Raw genomic sequence first — 20,337 nt, 5'->3', positions numbered from 1 at the left:
CTGGGGGTGGTGCGCGGACGTGTGACGCCCGCAACTCCGCGGAAATCTAGGCGTCACGAATAAGCGTCGTCAAGAAGCTAACGACGTTTATGTTGCTCACGATTCGGAGACGGTGCCGCCACGTCGCCCGCGAACGGGTCGCGGACGGCCGCGGCGGCACGCGGCCACGGGCCCACGGCAGACCGGTCGAGCGCCCCGACGCCCGGCCGTCCGACGAGTGCGAGCGTGCGGTCGATCTCGTCGCGCAGGATCGCGAGCATCCGCTCGACACCCGCGGTCCCGCCGGCGGCGAGCCCGTACACCCAGGGCCTGCCCACGAGACAGGCCCTGGCGCCCAGTGCGAGCGCCTTAACCACGTCCCCGCCGCGGCGGATACCGCCGTCGAGGAGCACGTCGACCTCGGCGGGCACGGCGTCGACGATCTCGGGCAGCACGTCGAGCGCCGCCGGCACCGAGTCGGCTTGCCTGCCACCGTGGTTGGACACCGCGATCGCCTGGCAGCCGACGTCGACGGCACGTTTGGCGTCCTCACCGGTCATGACGCCCTTGAGCACGACCGGCCCGCCCCAGCGCTCGATCATCCACTCGAGGTCGCGCCACGTGTGGGCCGGGTTGAGCAGCCCGTTGGTGTAGACGGCCAGGCCCGTCGTGCCCTTCGCCTCGGTCATGAGCCCGGTGAAGTTCGCGAACGTCGGCCTCGGATGGCTCAGCAGCCCGGCGAGCCACCCCGGATGACGCACCAGGTCCCAGCCCGTACGTGCGTTGACCTGTGGCGGAACGGTGAGCCCGTTGCGCAGGTCCTTCTCCCGTGCGCCGACGACCGGCACGTCGACGGTCACGACCATCGCCCCGAACCCGAGGTCGCGCGCGCGGGCGATGATGTTCTCGACGGTCGAGCGGTCACCCCACGGATAGAGCTGGAACCACTGCGGTGAGCCCACCGACGCCGCGACGTCCTCGATGGACACGCTCGACCCCGAGCTGGTCACCGACACCGTGCCGAACGCGTGCGCCGCGGCGGCCGAGGCCAGCTCGCCCTCGTGCCCGACCATCCGCATCAACCCGGTCGGACCGAGGATGACCGGCATCTCCAGCCGCCTGCCGAGCACCGTGACGGCCTGCGACCGCTGCGCGACGTCGACGAGCACCCGCGGCCGGAAGGCCACGCGGTCGAAGGCCGCCTCGTTCTCGGTGACCGTCAGCTCGTCCTCGGCACCGCCGTCGACGAAGTCGAAGACCATGCGCGGCAACCGCTTGCGCGCCGCACGGCGCAGATCGGCAACCGTGATCGCGGCGGCGGCCCGCCGGGCCCGCAGACCCGCCGGACGGCCCGTCCCGCGTCCGTCTCCTGCCACGTCCGTCCCTCCCGGTCGCGGGCACGCCGCGACGGCCACGCGCCCCGCCGTGGACCCGTCCGGATCCGCCAGGAGGGCGTCGTGACCGTCGTGACCCGACCGACGACGCTCGGTTGTCAGTCCTGCTTGAGCGTGGCGAAGAGGTCCGGATCGCTACGCAGAAGCCGGCGGTAGTTCGCGATCCACATCTGCTCGCGGAACTCGTTCTTGAGGTAGGCGCCGCGGTAGCTCTCGGCGATCCGACGGTCGAGCTGCTTGCCGTTCACCGCCATGGCCGCCAGCTGGTAGCCGGCGCACATCTCCATGATCAGCGCCTCCATGGTGACGCGCTCCAGCGTGTCGCCCACGTGCAGCGAGCCGTGGTGGCCCATCAGCAGCGCCTTCTTCCCGCCGAGCTGCGCGACCATGAGGTCGCCCTCCTCGGACGGGACGAGGTTCGGGTCGTCGGTCCACGGCACGACATCGTCGAGGAGCAGCGAGGCGTAGTCGTAGTACATGCCGAACGGCTCACCCGTGGTGCTCAGCACCGCCATGTTCTTCGCGTGGGTGTGGATCACGCAGTTGACGTCCGGGCGCGCGGAGTAGATCGAGGCGTGGAAGTTGATGCCGGGCGAGGCGGGCAGCGTGCCCTGCTCGATGACCTTCAGGTCGAACCCGACCTTGCTGACGTGCTCGGGCAGGGTCTCGTCGAAGTACTGGAACGGCGTGACGAGGAAGGCCTCCTCACCGGGCACCCGCAGGCTCACGTGCCCGCCGACCTGACTGTCCAGTCCCTCGCGGTGCAGGATCCGGCGCGACGCGGCGATCTGGAACCGCGGGTCGCTCTCGCTGACGACGGCCTTGACGCCCGTCGCGGTGGTCGGCGCCTTCTCGCTCTCGGTGAGACTCATCGGCATCCTCCGGTCCGGGACGCCGCCACCGGCCTGGGCGGCGTCGCCTGACCGGAAGGCTAGCCCGGCCCGTAGGTGCGGCGCTAGGGTTCTAGTGACGCTTTTGTGGTCAGGGTTTGCGCCGGGCCGGGTCCCGGAATCCGATGAGCGCTGCTACGGGTCGCGACGCCGCGGCCGACCGGAGGGAGTCGCGATGACGGGACGTATCGGGGTACTGGGAGCGGGCGGGGTGGGCTCCGCCTACGCCGCCCATCTGGCCCGCGCCGGAGCGGACGTCGTCCTCGTCGGACGGGGCAGCGCCCACGTCCAGGCGCTGGCCGCCGGGCCGCTGCAGGTCGACCCGCCCGGCAGCGACCCGTGGAAGGTCGACGTCCCCGTCGCCGCCCGCACCACCGACGTCGCCCCCGGCTCGCTCGACGTCCTGCTGCTGCTCACCAAGTCCTACGACCTCGGCGAGGCCGCGGCGTCCGCCGCCCACGTCCTCGCCCCCGACGGCGTCGCGGTCCCGCTGCAGAACGGCCTGGGCACCGACGCCCTGGTCGCCGACGTGTTCGGCGAGGAACGCACGCTCGTCGGGACCACGACGGTCGGTGCGGCACTGGCCGAACCGGGCCGGATCACCGTCTCGGTGTCGACGGCCGCCGGCGGCTCACGCACCGACCTCGGACGCATGGGCCGCGGCCGCGCACCCTTGGAACGCGGTGCGGACGTCGCGGCCGCGCTGCAGGCGGCGGGCCTGGGCGCGGAGGCCGTCCCGCAGGTCGACACCCTGATCTGGAACAAGCTGGCTCTCGCGTCGATGAGCCCCCTGAGCTCGGTCCCGCGGGTCACCGTCGCGACCGTGTGGAACAGCCCCGAGGGCCGCGACCTGGCCGAACGCATGGTCTCCGAGGTCGTGGCCGTCGCCCACGCCGAGGGCGTCGAACTCGACCGCGACGCCGCGCTCGACCACGCCCGCGCGGTCTGGGCCGGCACCGGCGAGCACTACACGTCGATGTGCACCGACGTCCGCAACGGACGCCGCACCGAGCTGTCCGGGATGGCCGCCGCCGTGGCCCGGCTCGCCGGCGCCCACGGGGTCCCGGTGCCCGTGCACACCACCGTTCTGGGCCTGCTCGCACTCGCGGGTGTCCGGTGACCCCGAGCACCCGTCGTCTCAGTTCTAGCGACTACGCATGAGCGCCCCGCTGCTCTCCCTCGCCGCCGGAACGGTCCTCGATGCGGGGCCCGAGACGACCCTCGACGCCGCCGCGGCCGCGGGCTACGACGCCGCCGGACTACGGCTCGACCCCGACACCGACCCCGCCGCCGCCGTGGCCCTGCGCCGCCGCGCCGACGACCACGGCCTCACCCTGCTCGACCTCGAGGTCGTCCGCCTCGGCCCCGACCGCAGCATCGACGAGGCACTGCGACTGCTCGACCTCGCCGTCGTCCTCGGCGCCCGCTTCCTGCTCACCGTGAGCAGCCACCCCGATCCCGCCGACACCCGCGCCGAGCTCGCGACACTGGTGAAGGCCGCCACCGGCGGGCCGACCCGGATCGGGCTGGAGTTCATGCGGTTCACCCGCATCCCGACCCTCGCCGCCGCCGTCGCCACCCTCGACGACATCGGCGCCGAACCCTCCGCCGCGGCCGTCCTCGTCGACGCCCTGCACCTGCACCGCAGCGGCGAGACCCCCGCCGACGTCGCCGCCGTGGCCGCCGTGGCCCCCGAACGGATCGGGTACTGGCAGATCTGCGACGGACCCGCCGCAGCTCCTGCGGACGTCGACGGCGTCGACGGTCTCGTCCATGAGGCCCGCCACCACCGCCTCCCGCCCGGCGAGGGCGATCTCCCGCTGCACGACCTGGTCGCCGCCCTGCCCGACGGGCTGCCCGTCAGCGTCGAGGTGCAGTCCGACCACCTCGCCGCCGCACTCGACCCCACCACCCGCGCCCGCCGGCTCCTCGAGGCGACGCGGGCCACGCTTCCCGGACAGGAGTAGACCGTGCGCGCAGCCGTCACCACCGGACCCCGCGAGATCCACGTCGAGACCGTCGCCGACCCCGACCCGGGCCCCGACGACGCCGTCGTCGACGTCGGCACCGTCGGGCTCTGCGGCACCGACCTGCACATGTACCTCGGGGAGCGCCACGACACCGGGTTCCCGCTGCGGCAGGGCCACGAGGTCGGCGGCACCCTCTCCGCGCTCCCCCGTGGCTACGACGGCCCGCTGCAGGTCGGTGACACCGTCACCATCAACCCGGCCATCCCGTGTGGGGTGTGCCGGCCCTGCACCCGCGGCGCCTGGCCCGCCTGCACGTCGTTCCGCGCGCTCGGCGTCGCGCTACCGGGCGGGCTCGCCGACCAGGTCGTCGCCCCCGTCGACCAGCTCTTCGGCGCCCCCGGCCTGACCCCGACCGAGGCCGCGCTCGTCGAACCGTTCTCCATCGCCACGATGGCCGTCGCCCGCGCCGAGCTGCGCGGCGACGAGCGGCTCGTGATCGTCGGCGCCGGCCCGATCGGCCTGGCCATCACGGTGTGCGCCGCGGCGGCGGGCCACGAGATCCTCGTGTGCGACCCGGTGGAAGGCCGCCGCGCGCTGGCCGCCGAGCTGGGCGCCACCCGTGTCGTCGACCCGCTCGCCGAGCCCGGCGCCGTCGCCGACTGGTCCCACGGCGAGGGCGCCGACGTCGCCTTCGAGGCGTCCGGCACGAAGCCCGGCCTCGAGTCGGCGCTGGGCGCGGTCGGCAACGGCGGCCGGCTCGTCGTCGTCGGCGTCGCGGCGCACGACATCGTCGTCCCCGTCCCCAAGGTGCTGTTCCAGGGCGTGACGATCGTCGGCGCCCGCGCGGGCCTGTTCCCCGAGGCCCTCGCGGTGGTGGGCGCACAGCAACAATCGGTGGCGAAGTTCGTGAGCGGCACCTACCCGTTGGACGACGTCGCCGCCGCTTTCGACCACGCCATCACCGGCGCCGCCGACGTCGTGAAGGTGTTCGTCCACCTGTGAGCGGCGATAGTCGCTATGGCGACTATCGCCGCTCACGAGGCCTGACCTGCGGGTTCTGCCGCTGCACCGCCTTCTTTGCACAAACGGCACAGTGGCGCAACTCAGCTGCCCGACTGTGCCGTTCGTTCCCCGGGGGTGGGCCGGGTGGGGCCGGCCGGGCCGGGCTACAGAGCGCGGCCCACGAGGCGGCCCTCGCGGATCGCCTCGGTGATGGTGCGCGGGGCGACGCAGTCGCCGACCAGGTGCAGGTCGGGCCCGTCGTCGGATCCCGCGCAGTCGCGCAGCTCGTGGGCCAGGGCGTCGCCCGCCTTGTTGCCGACGGCGGCGACCACCACGTCGGCGGGACGGGTCAGTGATGCACCCGAGAGGGTGTCGCGGAACGTCACCGCGCCGTCGGACGCCGAGACCGGCGCGGCGTGCACGAGGAACTCGACGCCCTTGCGCGCCAGGCGCATGTGCATCGTCATCATCGTCGCCGAGTCGAGCCCGGTGCCCGCGGTGAGTTTGGCCGTCGCGACGACGACGCGCGCCCCGCGGTCGGCCATCAGCTCGGCGGGCAGGTAGGCGGCGAAGTGGCCGACGTCGTCGACCACCACGACGTCGCGCCCCGACCAGTCCTCGGTGGAGACGATCGCCTCCTCCGGGGTGAGGGCCGCGCCGAACGGCGCCGGCCGTGGCGTCGACCCCGTCGCGGTGACGACGGCGTCGTACCCGGCGAGGTCGGCGGCACGGGCGCGGGCGCCGAGCCAGACGTCGACACCGAGGCGTGTGAGCTCGTCGACCTGGTGCTCGACGATCTCGCCCAGCTCGGTGCGCGCGGGCACGGCGGTGGCGAGCAGCACCTGCCCACCGAGCCGGCCCGTCGCCTCGAACAGGGTGACGTCGTGCCCGCGGGACGCGGCGGTGATCGCCGCCTCCATCCCGCCCGGCCCACCCCCGACGACCGCGACCCGCCTGCGGACGGCGATCGTCGGGACGGTGCCCAGGCCCAGCTCGGCCTCCCGCCCGACCGCCGGGTTGACCGAGCACGTCAGCCGCCGGTTGAGGTAGAGGTTGCCGAAGCAGCCCTGGTTGCAGGCGATGCAGGGGCGCACCGTGTCGGGGGCGCTGACCAGCTTGTTCAGCCACTCCGGGTCGGCGATGAACGCCCGCGCCTCGGCGACGACGTCGGCCTCGCCGGCCGCGAGCAGCGCCTCGGCGGTCTCGGGCCGTTTGAGTCTGCCGACGGCGAACACCGGCACGGACGTCACCGCCGCCTTGATGGCCGCGGCATAGGGTGTGAACACCCGCTCCTCGACGTCCATCGGCGGGACGATGAGGTGGTTGGCCGCCGACGTCCCGGCGCTGACGGAGATGTAGTCGACGAGTCCGCTCGCCTCCAGGCGGCGCGCGATCTCGACGTACTCGTCGGTCTGCACGCCGTCGTCGCGCAGGTCGCTGCCGTTGATGCGGACGCCGAGGACCTTGTTCTCGCCCAGGCCCTCCCGGACCCGGGCGAGGCCGTCGAGCAGGAACCGCATCCGGTTGTCGAGCGAGCCGCCCCAGCGGTCGGTCCGCAGGTTGTTGACCGGGGAGAGGAACTGCCCGGGCAGGTACTCGTGCGCGGAGTGGAACTCCACGCCGTCGGCACCCGAGCGCCCGACGTTGCGCGCCGCGAGCAGGTAGCCGTCGAGCAGTTCGGCGATCTCGGCCTCGGTCATGGCGTGCGGGAACTCCGGCGAGATCGCCGACCGCACGTCCGACGGCGCCCACAGCGGCCGTTGCGAGTCCAGCGACGGCATCCGTGAGCCGCTGTGGGCGAGCTGCACGATCGCCTTGCAGTCGAACTCGTGCAGGCCGTCGGCGAGCCGGTCGAGGGACGGGACGATCGCGTCGTCGTAGGCGTAGAGGTAGTTCGGGAACTTCGGTGCCGACGGGTGCACCGCCGCACCCTCGACGACGACCGCGCCGACGCCGCCCTTGGCCCGCTCCAGGTAGTAGCGGTACATCGTGTCCCCGACGACGCCGTCGTGCGACATCAGCGTCTGGTGGCCGGGGAACACGGTGCGGTTCTTCAGGTGCAGCCGCCCGACGTGCAGCGGCGCCGTCAGGTGCGGGAACGGCACGGCGTCACCCCTTCACGATGTGGGTGTCGCCGCCCTCCCACTGCACGTCGATCGGCCCGGCGGAGATCAGGAGGAACTCGACGCCGTCGGGGCCGGCCTCCTCGGGGCCGTACTCGTTGTACGGCTCGATCCAGCGCAGGTCGCCGGGGTGGTACCAGCCCGATCCGTCGTTGAACGTCATCGAGCCCTTGGTGATGTAGTAGATCGTCGCGTGGTTGTGCGCGTGCCGGTCGGCCTTGGCGTTGGGCGGGAACTTGTTCGGCATGATCCAGGGGCCCTCGTCCCAGTTCTTGCCGAGGAACTGGATCTGGACCGGCTCGGTCATGTGTTCGAAGAACTCGGGGTTCTCGTCCGGGTCGGCGAGGTAGTGCCATTCGTTGTCGTCGATGCGGGACCGTCCGCCGACGCCACCCATGATCGGCTGGAACTGGGACCTCATGTGTTCTCCTCGTGGTGGTGGGCTGGATCAGGTCGAGACGGGGCGCAGGCCGAGCTGCGCGACGGCCGCGAGGCCCGCGGCGTAGGCCATCGTCGAGCCGGGGCCGAGGGTGGCGCCCGCGCCCGGGTAGCCGGGGCCCATCGGGTGCGCGGTGGTGTTGCCCGCGGCGTAGAGGCCGGGGACGGGGTCGCCGAAGGCGTCGAGGGCGCGGCCGTCGCCGTCGGTGACGATGCCGCCCTTGGTGCCGATGACCCCGGAGACGACCTCGACGGCGTAGAACGGCGCGGTCTCGACGGGGCCGAGCGCGGGGTGCGGGGCGTGCTGGTCGCCCCAGTACTGGTCGTAGGCGCTGGCACCCCGGTTGAAGTCGGGGTCGACGCCGTTGCGCGCGTTGGCGTTGAAGCGGTCCAGCGTCGCGCCGAGTCCGGCCGGGTCGATCTCCAGCAGCGCGGCGAGCTCGGCGATCGTCGGGGCCGTGCGGATCCACGACGGTGTCGGCTGCCCGGCCCGGTGGGAGAGGAAGCCGTACTCGCGCAGGTGCTGCTCGTCGAAGATCAGGTAGGCGGGCAGGTTGGCGAAGTCGTAGGCGCCCGGGTCGAACAGGTGGAACGCCTTGGTCATGTCGTTGTAGTTGTGCGCCTCGTTGACGAACCGCTGCCCGTTGCGGTTGACGATCACGGTGTGCGGACCGGTGCGCTCGAACCGCAGCAGGGTGCCGGTCTGGGCGCCGTCGGTCTCGTCGCCGGGGACGAGGACCATCGGTCCCCACCAGGCTTCGCGCATCGAGCCGAGGCGGACGCCGGCCTTGGCGGCCATGCGGATTCCGTCGCCAGTGTTGTGGGGCGGGCTGCAGCTTCCGTGGACCGGCCCGGACAGGAAGTTGTCGACCATCTCCGGTGACCACTCGAACCCGCCACAGGCGATGACGACGGCTTGGGCGTCGATGCGCCTGCCGTCGGCGGTGAGGACGCCGGCGATGGCGTCGTCGGAGACGACGAGGCGTTCGGCGCCGCAGTCGGTGACCAGGGTGACGCCGGCGTCGGCGCACGCGGCGACGAGCGGCGCGACCAGGGCGCGGCCGCGCGCGACGAGGCCGTCGGCGGCCCGTTGTTCGAGCATGTCGGTCGGGAAGCGGGTGAAGATGCGCCATTCCTCGTACTCGCGCATCGTGAACGGCAGGCGCGCGTCGGGGCGCAGGCTCTCCGCGAGCTCGCCCAGCTGCCGGATGTCGTAGAGCTCGGGGTCCAGCGAGCGGCCGCCGGGGTGGGCACCGTCCCACTCGGGGTGGTAGTCGGGGAAGTTGTCCATGGGCGCCATGCGCAGCCCGGCGCGACGCTCGAGGAAGTCGAGCATCTCGGGGCCGCGATCGACGAGGGCGGCGAGGACGTCGTCGGCGGTGCGACCGTCGGTGACGGCACGCAGGTAGCGCAGCGCGTCGTCGCGGTCGTCGGTCAGGCCCAGTGCCGACATCCGGGTGTTCATCGGGATCCAGAACATCCCGCCGGACACCGCGGAGGTCCCGCCGAGGTAGGGCGCCTTCTCCAGGACGGCGACGCGGGCGCCGGCGTCGGCGGCCACCAGGGCCGCGGTCAGGCCGATCGCCCCGGCCCCGACGACCAGCATGTCGTGTTCCGAACCGAGATCGCCGTTCCAGACGCGCACGAGCCCGCACCTCCTTGTGACCGACGCTACGTGGTGAAGATACTGACTACTATGACCCTGAATTCGGCGCCGGGTCAACCGCTCCGGACTCAGTCCCGCACGGTGATCGCGTTCTCCGGGCAGGCCGATGCGCCCTCGCGGGCGTCGTCCTCCGCGCCGTCGGCGACGGTCACGTCGTCGAGGACGAACCCGTCGTCGTCGAGGTGGTAGACGTCCGGGGACGTCGCGGCGCACTGCCCGTGCCCGGCACAGGCGGCGAGATCGATGTCGACGCGCACGGGGCTCCCCCTCAGCTCGATGACGGTGGTGGTTGCAGCAGCTCGACGCGGACGCCGTCGGGATCCTGGACGTAGACGACCTTGCCGCCCTTCGCGATCCCGACCTCCGGGGACACGATCGTGCGCGACACCGGGCGGACGCCCGCGGCCAGCAGGGCGGCGTGGACGGCCTCGACGTCGTCGACGACGTAGCAGGTGTGGGCGGTGCCGGGGTTGGCCGTCGAGGTGTCGACGGGTGTGCGTTCGACACCGCGGTACTCGGTCAGCTCGATGACGACCGACGAGTTGGGCGGACGCAGGTGCGCGAGGTGCAGCTCGACGCCGGGGTAGCCGACGACCTCGCCGGCGTAGGCCTCGCCGCGGACCTGCCGGGTGATGACCTCGAAGCCGAGCAGGCCCTCGTAGAAGGCGAGCGAGCGGTCGAGGTCGGCGACCTGGATGCCGACGTGATGCATCCGGGCGATGCCCTCGGCGGCGGTGCCGCGGGCCGGCTCGGCGACCGGGCCTTGTGAGCGGGAATAGTCGCCATGGCGACTATTCCCGCTCACAGGCTGTTCGGTGCTCATGCTGCGGTCTGCCCGCCGTCGACGGCCCAGATCTGGCCGGTGACCCATGTCGACTCGTCACTGCCCAGGTAGACCGCGGCCATGGCGACGTCCTCCTCGGTGCCGAGGCGCCCGAGCGGGAACCGCAGGGCGCGCTGCATCTCCAGCGTCTCGTCGACGGACTCGCCGGTGTCGGTGCCGAACCCGCCACGGGCCTCGTAGGTGGCGCGGACGAGCGGGGTGGGCACGGTGCCGGGGCACAGCGCGTTGACCCGGATCTGCGCGGGGCCGTACTCGACGGCGAGCTGGCGGGTCAGCCCGATGACGCCGGCCTTGGCGGCGGCGTAGGGGGCGATCCCGGCGACGCCGACGAGCCCGCCGACGCTGGCCTGGTTGATGATCGACCCGCCGCCGCCCTGGGCGATGAGGTGCTTGAGCGCGTACTTGTCGGAGAGGAAGACGCCGGTGAGGTTGACGTCGATGACGCGCTGCCACTCGTCGAGCGTGGTGCCCGCGCCGGTGCCGACGCCGGGGATACCGGCGTTGGCGTAGAGGATGTCGAGTCCGCCGAAGGCGTCGGCGCAGAAGTCGATCATCGCGGCGGCGTCGGCCTCGTTCGCGACGTCGGCGGCGACGGCGAGCGCGGTGCCGCCCTTGCCGGCGATCAGGGTGACGGTCTCCTGGGCCCCGGCGAGGTCGCGATCGGCGCACACGACGGCCGCGCCTTCCGCGGCGAACCGCAGTGCGGTCCCCCGGCCGATGCCGGAGCCGGCTCCGGTGATCACGGCCCTCTTTCCCGACAAGCGGGTCATCGTTCGTCTCCTCAGGGGTGCAGCTCGAGCAACAGGGACGGGGCGGACCGCAGCATGAAGCCCGCGTCGACCGGCGGTTCACCCGCGAAGGACAGCCGCCGGTAGCGGCTCAGGAGGTGCTCGAGGGCGACCTCCATCTCCAGCTTGGCCAGCAGCGACCCGGAGCAGGTGTGCTCGCCGCCGCCGAAGGCGCGCAACGGGCCGACCGGGGTGAACTGGGGGTCGGCGTTGTCGGCGAACCGGCCGACGTCGAAGGTGTCGGGGTCGGGGAACACCGCGGGGTCGCGGTTGGCTGCGCCGAGGAGCAGGATCAGCTTCTCCCCCGCGGCGATCGAGGCCCCACCGAGCGACGCGTCGACCAGCGCCTGGCGCACCGAGCCCTGAACGGGCGCCTTCCAGCGCAGCACCTCGGCGACCGCCGACGGCACCAGCTCTGGTGAGGCGCGGAGTCGTTCCCACTGCTCGGGGTGCCGGATCAGCCCGCCGAGCAGGTTGACCAGTGCGCGGTCGGTGGTCTCGATGCCGGCGGCGAGGAAGAACGCGGTGTTGGACTTGATCTCGGTGTCCGAGAGCCGCTGGCCCTCGTACTCGACGGTGCAGAGGTCCGAGAGCAGGTCGTCGCCGGGGTCGGCGCGTTTGCGGGCGATCGCGGGGTCGAGCCAGGCGTCGATCTCCTCGCGGGCGGCCACCCCGCGGGCGTGCACGGCGGGGTCACGGGAGACGTTGGAGACGCTGGCGCCGGCGAGGTCGTGGTACCACTGCGGGAAGTTGACGGCCTCGTGCATCGTCGTCAGCTCGGCGATCACGGTGAGCGGCAACGGGGTGGTCAGCCCGGCACGGATGTCGGCGACCCCGGGGGCGCTGGGCAGCTCGTCGCCCAGGGCGGAGACGAGCGCGGTGATCCGCTCCCGCATCGTGCCGCGCAGCTCGCGGCGGTTGCGGATGCGCCGGGCGACGATGGCGGCCTTGCGGCGGTGCTCGTCGCCGGACATGTGCAGGATCGTCCGGCCGTAGATCGCGCTGCTGCCGGCGCCCGCGGTCAACGGGCCGAACGACGCCGCGTCCTTGAATCCCCGGGTGACCTCGGCCCAGCCGGTGACGAGCCAGGCCTGCAGCGGCTCGCTCCACACGACGGGCGCCTCGGCGCGCAGCCGCGCGAAGATCGGGTACGGGTCCGGCGCGCTCGCGCCGGTGGCGAACTGCTCGAGTTCGGCGAGTGCGGTCCGAGCTGTTGTAGTCATGGCAGGGCCGTCGCGGTCATGGAGCCTCCCGGGCCGGTCAGGACGTCGGCGTCGTGACCCCGGCCATAGTAGCTATAACTCTAACGCCGAGTCAGCACGACGGGCATGCTGTCGTACATGTCGTGACTGCTCGATGCCGCCGCGACCGGCGGGTTCGCGGGGTCGAGACGCACGTCGGCGGCGTAGAGGGCGCGCAGGATGCGCATCATCGTGCCCTCGGTCGGCGCCTGTCCGTCACGCTTGGCCAGGCCCGTGACCAGCGGCCTGCCGACGCAGACGTGCGCGCCACCGCCGAACGTCAGCCCCCACGGCCGTACCCCGGACACCTCCGGCGTGCCCCGGTAGGGGTTGAAGGTCGCGGCGTCGTCACCGAACACGCCGGGGTCGCGGTTGGCCGGGGTGAACAGCAGCGCGACGCGCTCCCCCTCGGCGACCTCGCGCCCCGACGCCAGCGTGACCGCGGCCGTGGCGTAGCGCAGCAGGGTCGGCGCGGGCTGGTGCAGCCGCAGCGACTCGTTGACCATGAGCCGCAGGAAGTCCGGGTCCGCCTTCTTGCCGGCGTCCTCCGGGTGCGAGGCCAGCCACTCCTCCATGTGCACGATCACGTGCGGGAGCGTGTGCGTCGTCGTCTGGGTGGCGGCGACGAGGAACAGCGTCGCCTCCCGCAGCGGGAACTCGTCGTCCCACGCGTCGTCCCAGTGCAGGTACAGCAGGGTGAGCAGGTCGACGGGCACGTCGTCGCGCTCGATCCGGCCGGCGTGGAAGTCCTCGACGAGCTTCTTGCGACGCTCCACCGACGGCCCGAAGAACTCCTCGACGAACTCGGCGCGCCGCGCGAGCCCGTACGCGAGCACCTCGTCGTGGTCCTTGGTGGACCACTCGACGGTCGCGGCCGCGCCCAGATCCTCCAGGAAGCGGCGGAACCGTTCGGTGGCCTCGGGGGTGTCGACGCCGTCGATACCGGTCGTGGTCGCGGCGATCCGGTGCAGCATCGCGCGGACGAGCGGGACCAGGTCGACGGTCACGGTGCCGTCGTCGCCGGCCTCGTCGAGGCAGTCGCGGACCATCTTCTCGACGACGGGGTTGAGCGCCTCGTGGTCGTAGTACATGAGGGCGGTCCGGTCGAACAGCGGGTTCTCCAGCCGGCGCCGTTCGCGGTGGCCGGGGCCGTCGAGCAGGAGCAGCGAGTCGGCGAACAGCGGACGGCTCTCGGTGTGCGATCCCTGCCGGAAGTCCTTGGAACGCAGGATCTCGTCGATCTCGCGGAAGTCGGAGATCTGCGTCATCGTCGCGATGTGCGGCGGTGGGGTCCATTCGCGCATGAAGGTCTCCCGGGGTCGTCGTCGATCCAGCGGGCCTGAAATCCAGGGTCATAGTCAACAGCATCTGGGAGGCCTTCTCAAGGCTCCGTTCGCTGCATACCATGACCCTTGTTTGCGGCTGCGTGGCCGACAAGAGCGGTGAGGAGGCCGGGTGCGCCGGACCGGCGGGGAACGGGCGGTCGTCACCGTCAGCACCGTCGCCGTCGGGCTCGGGACCGCCCCGGCGTTCCTGTTCGGCTTCCTCGGCCCCGTCCTGCAGGCCGACCTGGGCCTGTCCCGCACCCGGATCGGACTGCTCGTCGGGCTGATGTTCGGGCTCACCGGCATCGGCTGCCTGCTGGCGGGCCGGGTCACCGAACGCATCGGGGCCCGCTGGACCGTCGTCGCGTCCACGGCGCTGCTCCTCGTCGCGCTGACGGTGCCGGTGCTCGCGCCCGGGTATCCCGCGCTCGTCGTCTGCGCGCTCGTGTCCGGGATCGGGTACGCCCTGGCCAACGTCGGCACCAACGTCTCCGTCACCGCCGCACTCCCCGTTGCGCGCCACGCCGTCGGGCTCGCGGTGAAGACGGCGGGCGTGCCCGCGGCGGTCGCGGTGACGTCGTTCGTCGTGCCAGGGCTCGGCGCCGCCTACGGCTGGCGACCGGTCCTGCTGTGGTCGATCCCCGTCGTCGTCGCGGTCGGCCTCGCGGCGGCGCTCGTGCTGCCGGACGCCCACGGCCGGGCCACGCCCGCGGCGGACGTCGCGACCGACGGCCGGCTCCCCAGCGGGTTCTGGCGGTTCACCCTGGCCGCGATCCTGCTGATCGGCGGCTCACAGGCCATCTACTCGTGGGCGGTGCCGTTCCTGCACGAGGGCGCGGGGGCGACGCTGCCCGTCGCCGGGGTGCTCACGGCCGTCGCCTCCCTCGTCGCGCTCGCCCCCATGATCGGGGCCGCCCGGCTGGCCGACCGCCTCGGCACGACGCGGCGGCTCCCGATGGCCGCGGCGCTGTGCGCGACGCTCGCCGTCGCCGAGATCGTGCTGGCGACGGGCTGGGGTCTCACGGCCGCGGCGGTCGCGCTGATGATCGCGACCGGTGCGCAGCTGGGCACGGTGTCGCTCATGCACGCCTCGGTCGTGGCGGCGGCACCGCACGCGGTGGGCCGCGGGTCGGGGGCGGCGATGGCCGGGTTCTACCTCGGCGCGCTGTTCGCGGCACCGGTGTTCGGGCTGCTCGTCGACGTCACCGGTGGCTACCCGGTCGCGTGGGTCGCAGGCGCCGTCCTGACGACCGCGGCGGCGGCGTGCTTCCTGTGGTGCCGCGGGGTCGGGAGCGCGGCGCTCACCACAGGTCCCTCATCGCCCCCCACGGCCCACCCTGCGCGCTGATCCCCCCGTCGACGGTGACCACCTGCCCGGAGATCATCGCCGCGGCCGGGGAGACGAGGAACGCGGCGACGTCCGCGACGTCCGACGGCGTGCACAGCCGGCCCACCGGGGTGTGGTCGACGAGCAGCGCCCGCACGTCCTCCCGCCCGCCGAGGTAAGCCTCCAGCGAGTCGGTGAGCACCGGGCCGGGGACGATCGTGTTGGCGGTGACGCCGCGCGGCCCCAGCTCCACCGCCCAGGAGCGGGTCAGCGCCTCCAGCGCTGCCTTCGCCCCACCGAGCAGGCCGTGGCCCGACTGCGCGAAGCGGGCGTCGAGACCGCCGATGGTGAGGATGCGCCCGCCCGCGCCCATGGCGGGTGCGAGGCGGTGCACGAGCTCCACCAGTCCGTCGACGACCGTCGCGAAGGTGAGCCTGCTGTGGCGGCCGGTGACGTCGACGAGCGGGCGGAACGCGGTGGCCGCGGCGTTGGCGACGAGAGTGTCGACGCGCCCGAACCGGCCGAGCGTGGCCTCGGCCAGGCCCGCGACCTGGGCGGGATCGGCCAGGTCGGCGGTCACGACGAGCGCCTGCCCGCCCTGGGCCTCGATCGAGCGGGCGACCTCGGCGGCGGCGCGGGCGTCGCGGCGGCCGTGGACGACGCAGTCGTGGTCGGGCGCGAGACGCTCGGCGATCGCGCGCCCGATGCCGCGCGCGCTGCCGGTCACGAGTGCCACCCGCCGCGTGCTCATGCTCAGAGCTTCAGCAGCCGCGCGAGGTTCCCGCCGAGGATCGCGTCGGTGTCGTCGTCGGAGAACCCGAGGTCGCGGATCGTCGCGATCTCGGCGCCCGGATCGGCCATGGGCCAGTCGGAGGCGAAGCAGATCCGCTCCGGGCCGTGCTTCTCGATGATCTCCCGGACACGACGCGGGTCGAGCGTGGCCAGCGACGGGGGCCACGACGTGTCGAGGTGCACGGGCAGCCCGATGACGACCTCCGCGGCTTCCTCGAAGCGTTTGTAGCCGCCGAAGTGGCACGCGATGAGGTCGAGGCGCGGGAACTGCCGGACGAGGTCGGCGAGCATCGCCGGGCTGCAGCGGTCGCCGGGGTCCTCGCCCGCACCGCCGACGTGCACGATCACCGCGAACTCCCCGGACATGGCGTCGAGGGTGGCCAGCAGGCGCGGGTCGTCGAGGGTGAGCTGCTGGAACATCGGGTGGACCTTGGCGCCGCGCAGGCCGTGGGCGCGCAGGCTCGCGACGTTCTCCTCCGGCGAGAGCCCGGGGTGCACGGAGCCGAACCCGATGAACCGGTCGGCGTCCAGCGACCCGGCGAAGCGGTTGGCGTTGTCGACGCGGTCGGGGGTGTTGGCGATGCCCAGGCACACCGAGCGGTCGACGCCCGAGGCCGCCATGACCTCCGTCAACGACGAGACCGTCCCGTCGCCGAAGCGCTTGAGGTCGGCCGGGGAGCCGGCGATCGCCTTGCGCGCCACGGCATCCGGATACACATGGGTATGTCCGTCGATGATCATTCCTGGGATCACAGCTTGGTGACCTCTCCCCCGTCGATCACGAGCACCGAGCCGTTCACGAAGTCCGACAGCGGCGACGCCAGGTAGCAGACGAGCGGGCCGAACTCGGCCGGGTCGGCCATCCGCCCGGCCGGGATCTTCCGCAGACGACGTTCCAGCATCGACGGGTCGCCCGTCACCGCCGCCTGCGCGTCGGTGGTGAACGCGCCGGGTGCGATGGCGTTGACCTGGATGCCGAAGGGCGCCCACTCCGCGCCGAGCGCCTTGGTGAACTGCACCAGTGCGCCCTTGGACGCCGAGTACGACACGAGGATCGGCTTGCCGTTGATCCCCGACGTGCTGGCGATGTTGACGACCTTGCCGGAGCGCTGGGCGAGGAAGTGCTTCCCGGCGGCCCGGGCGAGCACCGCGGGGGCGTGCACGTTGACCGCGAACACCTCCTCCCACTCGGCCTGGGGCTGGGTGGAGAACTTGCCCGCGGGCGCGATGCCGGCGTTGTTGACGACGATGTCGAGCCGCCCGAAGCGCTCCACGGCGAGGTCGGCGAGCGCGCCCACGGCGTCGGCGTCGCGCATGTCGACGGTCGCGACCGCGATCCGCTCCGGGGCTGTGGCCTGCAGCTTCTCCAGCGCCTCGGTGGTGCGGGCCGCCGCGAGCACGAGCCCGCCCTCCGCGACGAGCGCCTCCACCGCCGCCGCACCGAGCCCCCGGCTGGCGCCGGTGACGATCGCGACCTTGCCGTCGAGTCCCAGGTCCATCACTTGCCTCCGGTCACGATCTCGACCACCGAACGCTTCGCGATCTTGCCGACGGCGTTCTTCGGCAGCGAGTCCATCGTCAGTACCCGTTCCGGGATCTTGATGCTCGGCAGGCCGGCCGCCTTGCAGTGCGCCCGGATCTCGGCCTCGTCGACACCCGAGCCGTCCCGCAGCGCCACGGCCGCGAGGACCGCCTCGCCCCACTCCGTGTCGGGGACCCCGACGACGGCCGCCTCGATGACGGCCGGGTGCGAGTACAGGACGTGCTCGATCTCCGACGGCGTGATGTTGTAGCCGCCGCGGATGATCAGGTCCTTCATCCGGTCGACGATGTAGAGGTAGCCCTCGTCGTCGAACATGCCGACGTCGCCGGACCGCACCCAGCCGTCGACCAGCGTCTCGGCCGTCTTCTCCGGGTTCCGGTGGTAGCAGCGCATCGTGTACGGGGTGTGGAAGCGGACCTCGCCCCGCTCGCCGGGCGCGCAGTCGTTGCCGTCGGCGTCGACGACCCGCACGTCGGCCAGGTACGACGCCCGCCCGGCCGACGCCATCAGCCCGGTGCGGCCCGCCGCGATCCGGCGGTGGTCGTCCTGGGTGAGCATCGTCGCGATCGAGGCGATCTCGGCCATGCCGTAGAGCTGGCTGAAGACCGGCCCGAACCGGCCGACGAGCTCGCCGACGCGGTCGTGCGCGATGGGCGCGGCGCCGTACCCGATCGACGTCAGGGTGGCGACGTCGTCGTGGCCCAGGCCGGCTTCGAGCACACGGTAGAGCTGCGTCGGGACCAGGTAGGTGTGCGTCGCGGCCTGCTTCGTGGCCTCCGCGGCGAACTGGCCCGGGTCGAAGCCGCGGCCGTCGAGGAACCCGACCGCCCCACCCAGGAAGAACGTGGGCGCCAACGTGATCTGCACCGAGGAGTTGTGCGGGATCGTCGTGAGCCAGCGGGAGTGCCGCGACATCCCGTACTCCAGCCCGGCGACCATCGCGTGCGTGGCGACGGCGGCCGCGTCGAACAGGATGCCCTTGGGCTGGCCCGTCGTCCCGCTCGTGTAGACGATGCAGAACTCGTCGGACGGCGCCCGCGAGTGCAGGGTCGGCGGGGCCGACGCCGACGCCGCCCCGAGCCCGCCCCAGCCGGCCTCCGACGGGTCGTCGACGTCGACCACCACGAGGCCGAACTCGTCGGCCAGGGTCGCCGCCATCTCGCGGAACCCGGACTCGGTGACGAGCACCCGGGCCTGGGCGTTGCCCAGGATCGAGCGGTACTCCTCCAGGCTCATCCGGAAGTTGAGCCCGCAGTAGACCCCGGCCGCCTTGGTGACGCCGACGATCGCCTCCGCGACCTCCAACCTGTTGCGCAGCAACACCGCCACCCGGTCACCGGGCGCGACGCCGTAGCGTCCCTGCAGCAGGTTGGCGAGCCGGTTGGTGCGCTCGTCGAGCTCGCGGTAGCTGAGCGTGCGGTCACCCTCGATCGCCGCGTCGGCGTCAGGGGTCTTGCGGGCGTGAGCGGCGACGGCGACGCCGATGTCCATGCTGGGCTCTCCCGATCAGACGTAGAGGACGACGTCGTCGCCCTCGACCGCCACCTCGTAGGTGCGCACGCGCAGCTTGTCCGGCTCGACGAGCGAGCGGCCCGTGGCGAGCGTGAACTCGTAGCCGTGCCACGGGCAGACGATGTACTCGTTGTGGCGGACGTAGGAGTACTCGTGGGCCGGGGTGTCGTCCATCGTCCCCTTGACCACGCCCTCACACAGGGGTGCGCCGTGGTGCGGGCAGTTGTTGCGCAGGGCGTGGAAGGTGCCGCCGACGTTGATCACGCCGATCGAGCGGCCGTCGATCTCGACGATCCGCCGATCACCCCAGGGGAAGTTCTCGAGCTTCTCGACGACGTGTCGGGTGCGGGCGACAGTCTCAGTCAAGGCGGTCTCCGTAGACGGCGCGCGGGGTGTCGACGAGGATCTTCTGCCGCAGCTCCTTCGACACGGCCTGCAGCGAGCGCTGCGGGTTGTCGAAGTCCCAGTGCGGGTAGTCGGAGGAGAACATCAGCGTCCGGTCGGCGTGCAGCATCTCCATCAGCGGCCCGACGTGCCTCGGGTCGTGCGGCTCGATGAACGGCTGCGTCGTGAAGCGGATGTGGTCGAGCAGGTACTCCGACGGCGGCCTGGTCAGCCACGGGACCTCGTTGCGCAGGCCCTTCCAGTCACGGTCGAGCTTCCACATGACCTCGAGCGCCCACAGGAAGCCGCCCTCGGCGATGATGTACTTCAGCTTCGGGAACTTCTCGAACACGCCGTGGCAGATCATCGACAGCGTGTTCGACTGGTGGATCTGGCCGAGCGCGGTGTGCCACTCCAGGTAGAACGTGGGCGTGCCGGCCATCCGCGGGGCCTTGGCGAAGACGTTCTCGCAGCCCGACGGGTGCACGATCAGCGGCAGCTCGTGGCGGGCACAGGCCTCGTAGATGGGCCAGTAGTGCTTCTCCCCCATCAGGATCTCGCCCAGCGGCATGAAGACGGCGACGATGCCGTCACGCTTCGCGACCCGGTCGATCTCGGCGACCGCGGCCTCCGGGTCCTGCGGGGCGACGACGAGCGCGCCGCGCCAGCGGACGTCGTTCTGCAGCCAGCGCTCGCACATCCACTCGTTGTAGGCCGACGCGATGGTCGCGGCGACCATGCCGTCGGGCATCGCGCCGATGCCCAGGCACTGCCCGGCCAGCAGGACGGCCCGGTAGATGCCGTGCTTGTCGAGCAGGTGCTGCGCGGTGAAGTCCGGGTCGGTCGCGGGCGGCATCCCCGGGCGCGCCGCGTCCTCGCGGTAGGCGCCGGCGGCGTTGATGTAGAGGTAGTCCAGCGGCAGCGTGAACTGGGCGGCGGCCATGCCCTTCGCCCAGTCGTCACCGCTGACACCGAGCCGGTTGCGCCACGTCTCGGTCATGTACGGGGTGAGGTCCCGGATGCCGTTGACGAAGTTCGGGTGCACGTCCGAGTCGATGATCCCGGTCTTCTTGGGATCGGTCTGTTCGGCGCTCCGGGGCGCCTCGATGGTCGTCATGA

General features: G+C 72.4%; 20 protein-coding genes. 4 read left to right on the top strand and 16 right to left on the bottom strand.

What is annotated here, in order from left to right:
• Positions 1-77 precede the first annotated feature (77 nt).
• Entirely contained in the window at positions 78-1,355 is a 1,278-nt protein-coding gene (locus PSU4_RS02700; RefSeq protein WP_246114910.1) for an alpha-hydroxy acid oxidase, read from the bottom strand.
• A gap of 116 nt (positions 1,356-1,471) precedes the next feature.
• The gene (locus PSU4_RS02695) at positions 1,472-2,245 is read right to left on the bottom strand and encodes a class II aldolase/adducin family protein (protein WP_186816705.1); all 774 of its coding nucleotides are present in this window, start codon (positions 2,243-2,245) and stop codon (positions 1,472-1,474) included.
• A gap of 193 nt (positions 2,246-2,438) precedes the next feature.
• Here PSU4_RS02695 and PSU4_RS02690 point away from each other — a divergent pair, with 193 nt between their 5' ends.
• The 3 genes from PSU4_RS02690 to PSU4_RS02680 are packed head-to-tail and all read left to right on the top strand — an operon-like array spanning position 2,439 to position 5,235.
• Positions 2,439-3,383 (top strand): ketopantoate reductase family protein, encoded by a 945-nt coding sequence (locus tag PSU4_RS02690; RefSeq protein WP_147102332.1) that lies wholly within the window; start codon positions 2,439-2,441, stop codon positions 3,381-3,383.
• 37 nt (positions 3,384-3,420) lie between these two features.
• A complete protein-coding gene (locus PSU4_RS02685; protein WP_147102331.1) occupies positions 3,421-4,230 on the top strand; it encodes a sugar phosphate isomerase/epimerase family protein in 810 nt (269 codons plus the stop codon).
• A gap of 3 nt (positions 4,231-4,233) precedes the next feature.
• Entirely contained in the window at positions 4,234-5,235 is a 1,002-nt protein-coding gene (locus PSU4_RS02680) for a zinc-dependent alcohol dehydrogenase (protein WP_147102330.1), read from the top strand.
• A 164-nt stretch (positions 5,236-5,399) separates the two neighbouring features.
• Here the strand turns inward: PSU4_RS02680 and PSU4_RS02675 are convergent, their stop codons facing one another.
• From PSU4_RS02675 to PSU4_RS02640, 8 genes are all read right to left on the bottom strand, one after another.
• Complete coding sequence (locus PSU4_RS02675) at positions 5,400-7,340, bottom strand: oxidoreductase (protein ID WP_147102329.1); 1,941 nt, start codon at positions 7,338-7,340, stop codon at positions 5,400-5,402.
• 4 nt (positions 7,341-7,344) lie between these two features.
• Complete coding sequence (locus PSU4_RS02670) at positions 7,345-7,779, bottom strand: cupin domain-containing protein (protein ID WP_147102328.1); 435 nt, start codon at positions 7,777-7,779, stop codon at positions 7,345-7,347.
• A gap of 27 nt (positions 7,780-7,806) precedes the next feature.
• A complete protein-coding gene (locus PSU4_RS02665) occupies positions 7,807-9,441 on the bottom strand; it encodes an FAD-dependent oxidoreductase (protein WP_222596146.1) in 1,635 nt (544 codons plus the stop codon).
• Between the two features lie 89 nt (positions 9,442-9,530).
• Positions 9,531-9,719 (bottom strand): ferredoxin, encoded by a 189-nt coding sequence (locus PSU4_RS02660; RefSeq protein ID WP_147102327.1) that lies wholly within the window; start codon positions 9,717-9,719, stop codon positions 9,531-9,533.
• Positions 9,720-9,730: 11 nt separating this feature from the next.
• The gene (locus PSU4_RS02655) at positions 9,731-10,285 is read right to left on the bottom strand and encodes a VOC family protein (protein ID WP_186816704.1); all 555 of its coding nucleotides are present in this window, start codon (positions 10,283-10,285) and stop codon (positions 9,731-9,733) included.
• Complete coding sequence (locus tag PSU4_RS02650) at positions 10,282-11,076, bottom strand: SDR family NAD(P)-dependent oxidoreductase (RefSeq protein ID WP_147102325.1); 795 nt, start codon at positions 11,074-11,076, stop codon at positions 10,282-10,284. Before PSU4_RS02650 ends, PSU4_RS02655 begins: the two co-directional genes overlap by 4 nt.
• Positions 11,077-11,087: 11 nt before the next feature.
• The gene (locus PSU4_RS02645; RefSeq protein ID WP_147102324.1) at positions 11,088-12,317 is read right to left on the bottom strand and encodes a cytochrome P450; all 1,230 of its coding nucleotides are present in this window, start codon (positions 12,315-12,317) and stop codon (positions 11,088-11,090) included.
• A gap of 80 nt (positions 12,318-12,397) precedes the next feature.
• Complete coding sequence (locus PSU4_RS02640; RefSeq protein ID WP_147102323.1) at positions 12,398-13,639, bottom strand: cytochrome P450; 1,242 nt, start codon at positions 13,637-13,639, stop codon at positions 12,398-12,400.
• Between the two features lie 151 nt (positions 13,640-13,790).
• Between PSU4_RS02640 and PSU4_RS02635 the strand changes: the two genes are divergently transcribed.
• Positions 13,791-15,008: an MFS transporter gene (locus PSU4_RS02635; protein WP_147102322.1), complete on the top strand. Its 1,218-nt coding sequence runs from the start codon at positions 13,791-13,793 to the stop codon at positions 15,006-15,008.
• On the opposite strand, the gene PSU4_RS02630 is transcribed toward PSU4_RS02635, so the two are convergent.
• Genes PSU4_RS02630 through PSU4_RS02605 form a run of 6 tightly spaced genes read right to left on the bottom strand, consistent with a single transcriptional unit; the run spans position 14,962 to position 20,335 of the window.
• The gene (locus PSU4_RS02630) at positions 14,962-15,738 is read right to left on the bottom strand and encodes an SDR family NAD(P)-dependent oxidoreductase (RefSeq protein ID WP_147102321.1); all 777 of its coding nucleotides are present in this window, start codon (positions 15,736-15,738) and stop codon (positions 14,962-14,964) included. The genes PSU4_RS02635 and PSU4_RS02630 overlap by 47 nt on opposite strands.
• A gap of 2 nt (positions 15,739-15,740) precedes the next feature.
• Positions 15,741-16,520 carry an amidohydrolase family protein gene (locus PSU4_RS02625; protein ID WP_147102320.1) on the bottom strand — a complete coding sequence of 260 codons (780 nt, stop codon included), beginning with the start codon at positions 16,518-16,520 and terminating at the stop codon, positions 15,741-15,743.
• Between the two features lie 8 nt (positions 16,521-16,528).
• Positions 16,529-17,278: an SDR family NAD(P)-dependent oxidoreductase gene (locus PSU4_RS02620; RefSeq protein WP_147102319.1), complete on the bottom strand. Its 750-nt coding sequence runs from the start codon at positions 17,276-17,278 to the stop codon at positions 16,529-16,531.
• A complete protein-coding gene (locus PSU4_RS02615; protein WP_147102318.1) occupies positions 17,278-18,813 on the bottom strand; it encodes a class I adenylate-forming enzyme family protein in 1,536 nt (511 codons plus the stop codon). The genes PSU4_RS02620 and PSU4_RS02615 overlap by 1 nt, the downstream gene beginning before the upstream one ends.
• A gap of 15 nt (positions 18,814-18,828) precedes the next feature.
• Entirely contained in the window at positions 18,829-19,200 is a 372-nt protein-coding gene (locus PSU4_RS02610) for a Rieske (2Fe-2S) protein (protein WP_147102317.1), read from the bottom strand.
• Positions 19,193-20,335, bottom strand: a complete 1,143-nt coding sequence (locus PSU4_RS02605; RefSeq protein ID WP_147102316.1) for an amidohydrolase family protein — start codon at positions 20,333-20,335, stop codon at positions 19,193-19,195. Before PSU4_RS02605 ends, PSU4_RS02610 begins: the two co-directional genes overlap by 8 nt.
• Positions 20,336-20,337 lie beyond the last annotated feature (2 nt).

It is taken from the genome of Pseudonocardia sulfidoxydans NBRC 16205 (assembly GCF_007989085.1).
GTDB classification, from domain to species: Bacteria; Actinomycetota; Actinomycetes; order Mycobacteriales; family Pseudonocardiaceae; genus Pseudonocardia; species Pseudonocardia sulfidoxydans.
Note: the sequence above shows the minus strand (reverse complement) of the source record. Positions and strands in the feature narration are given on the sequence as shown.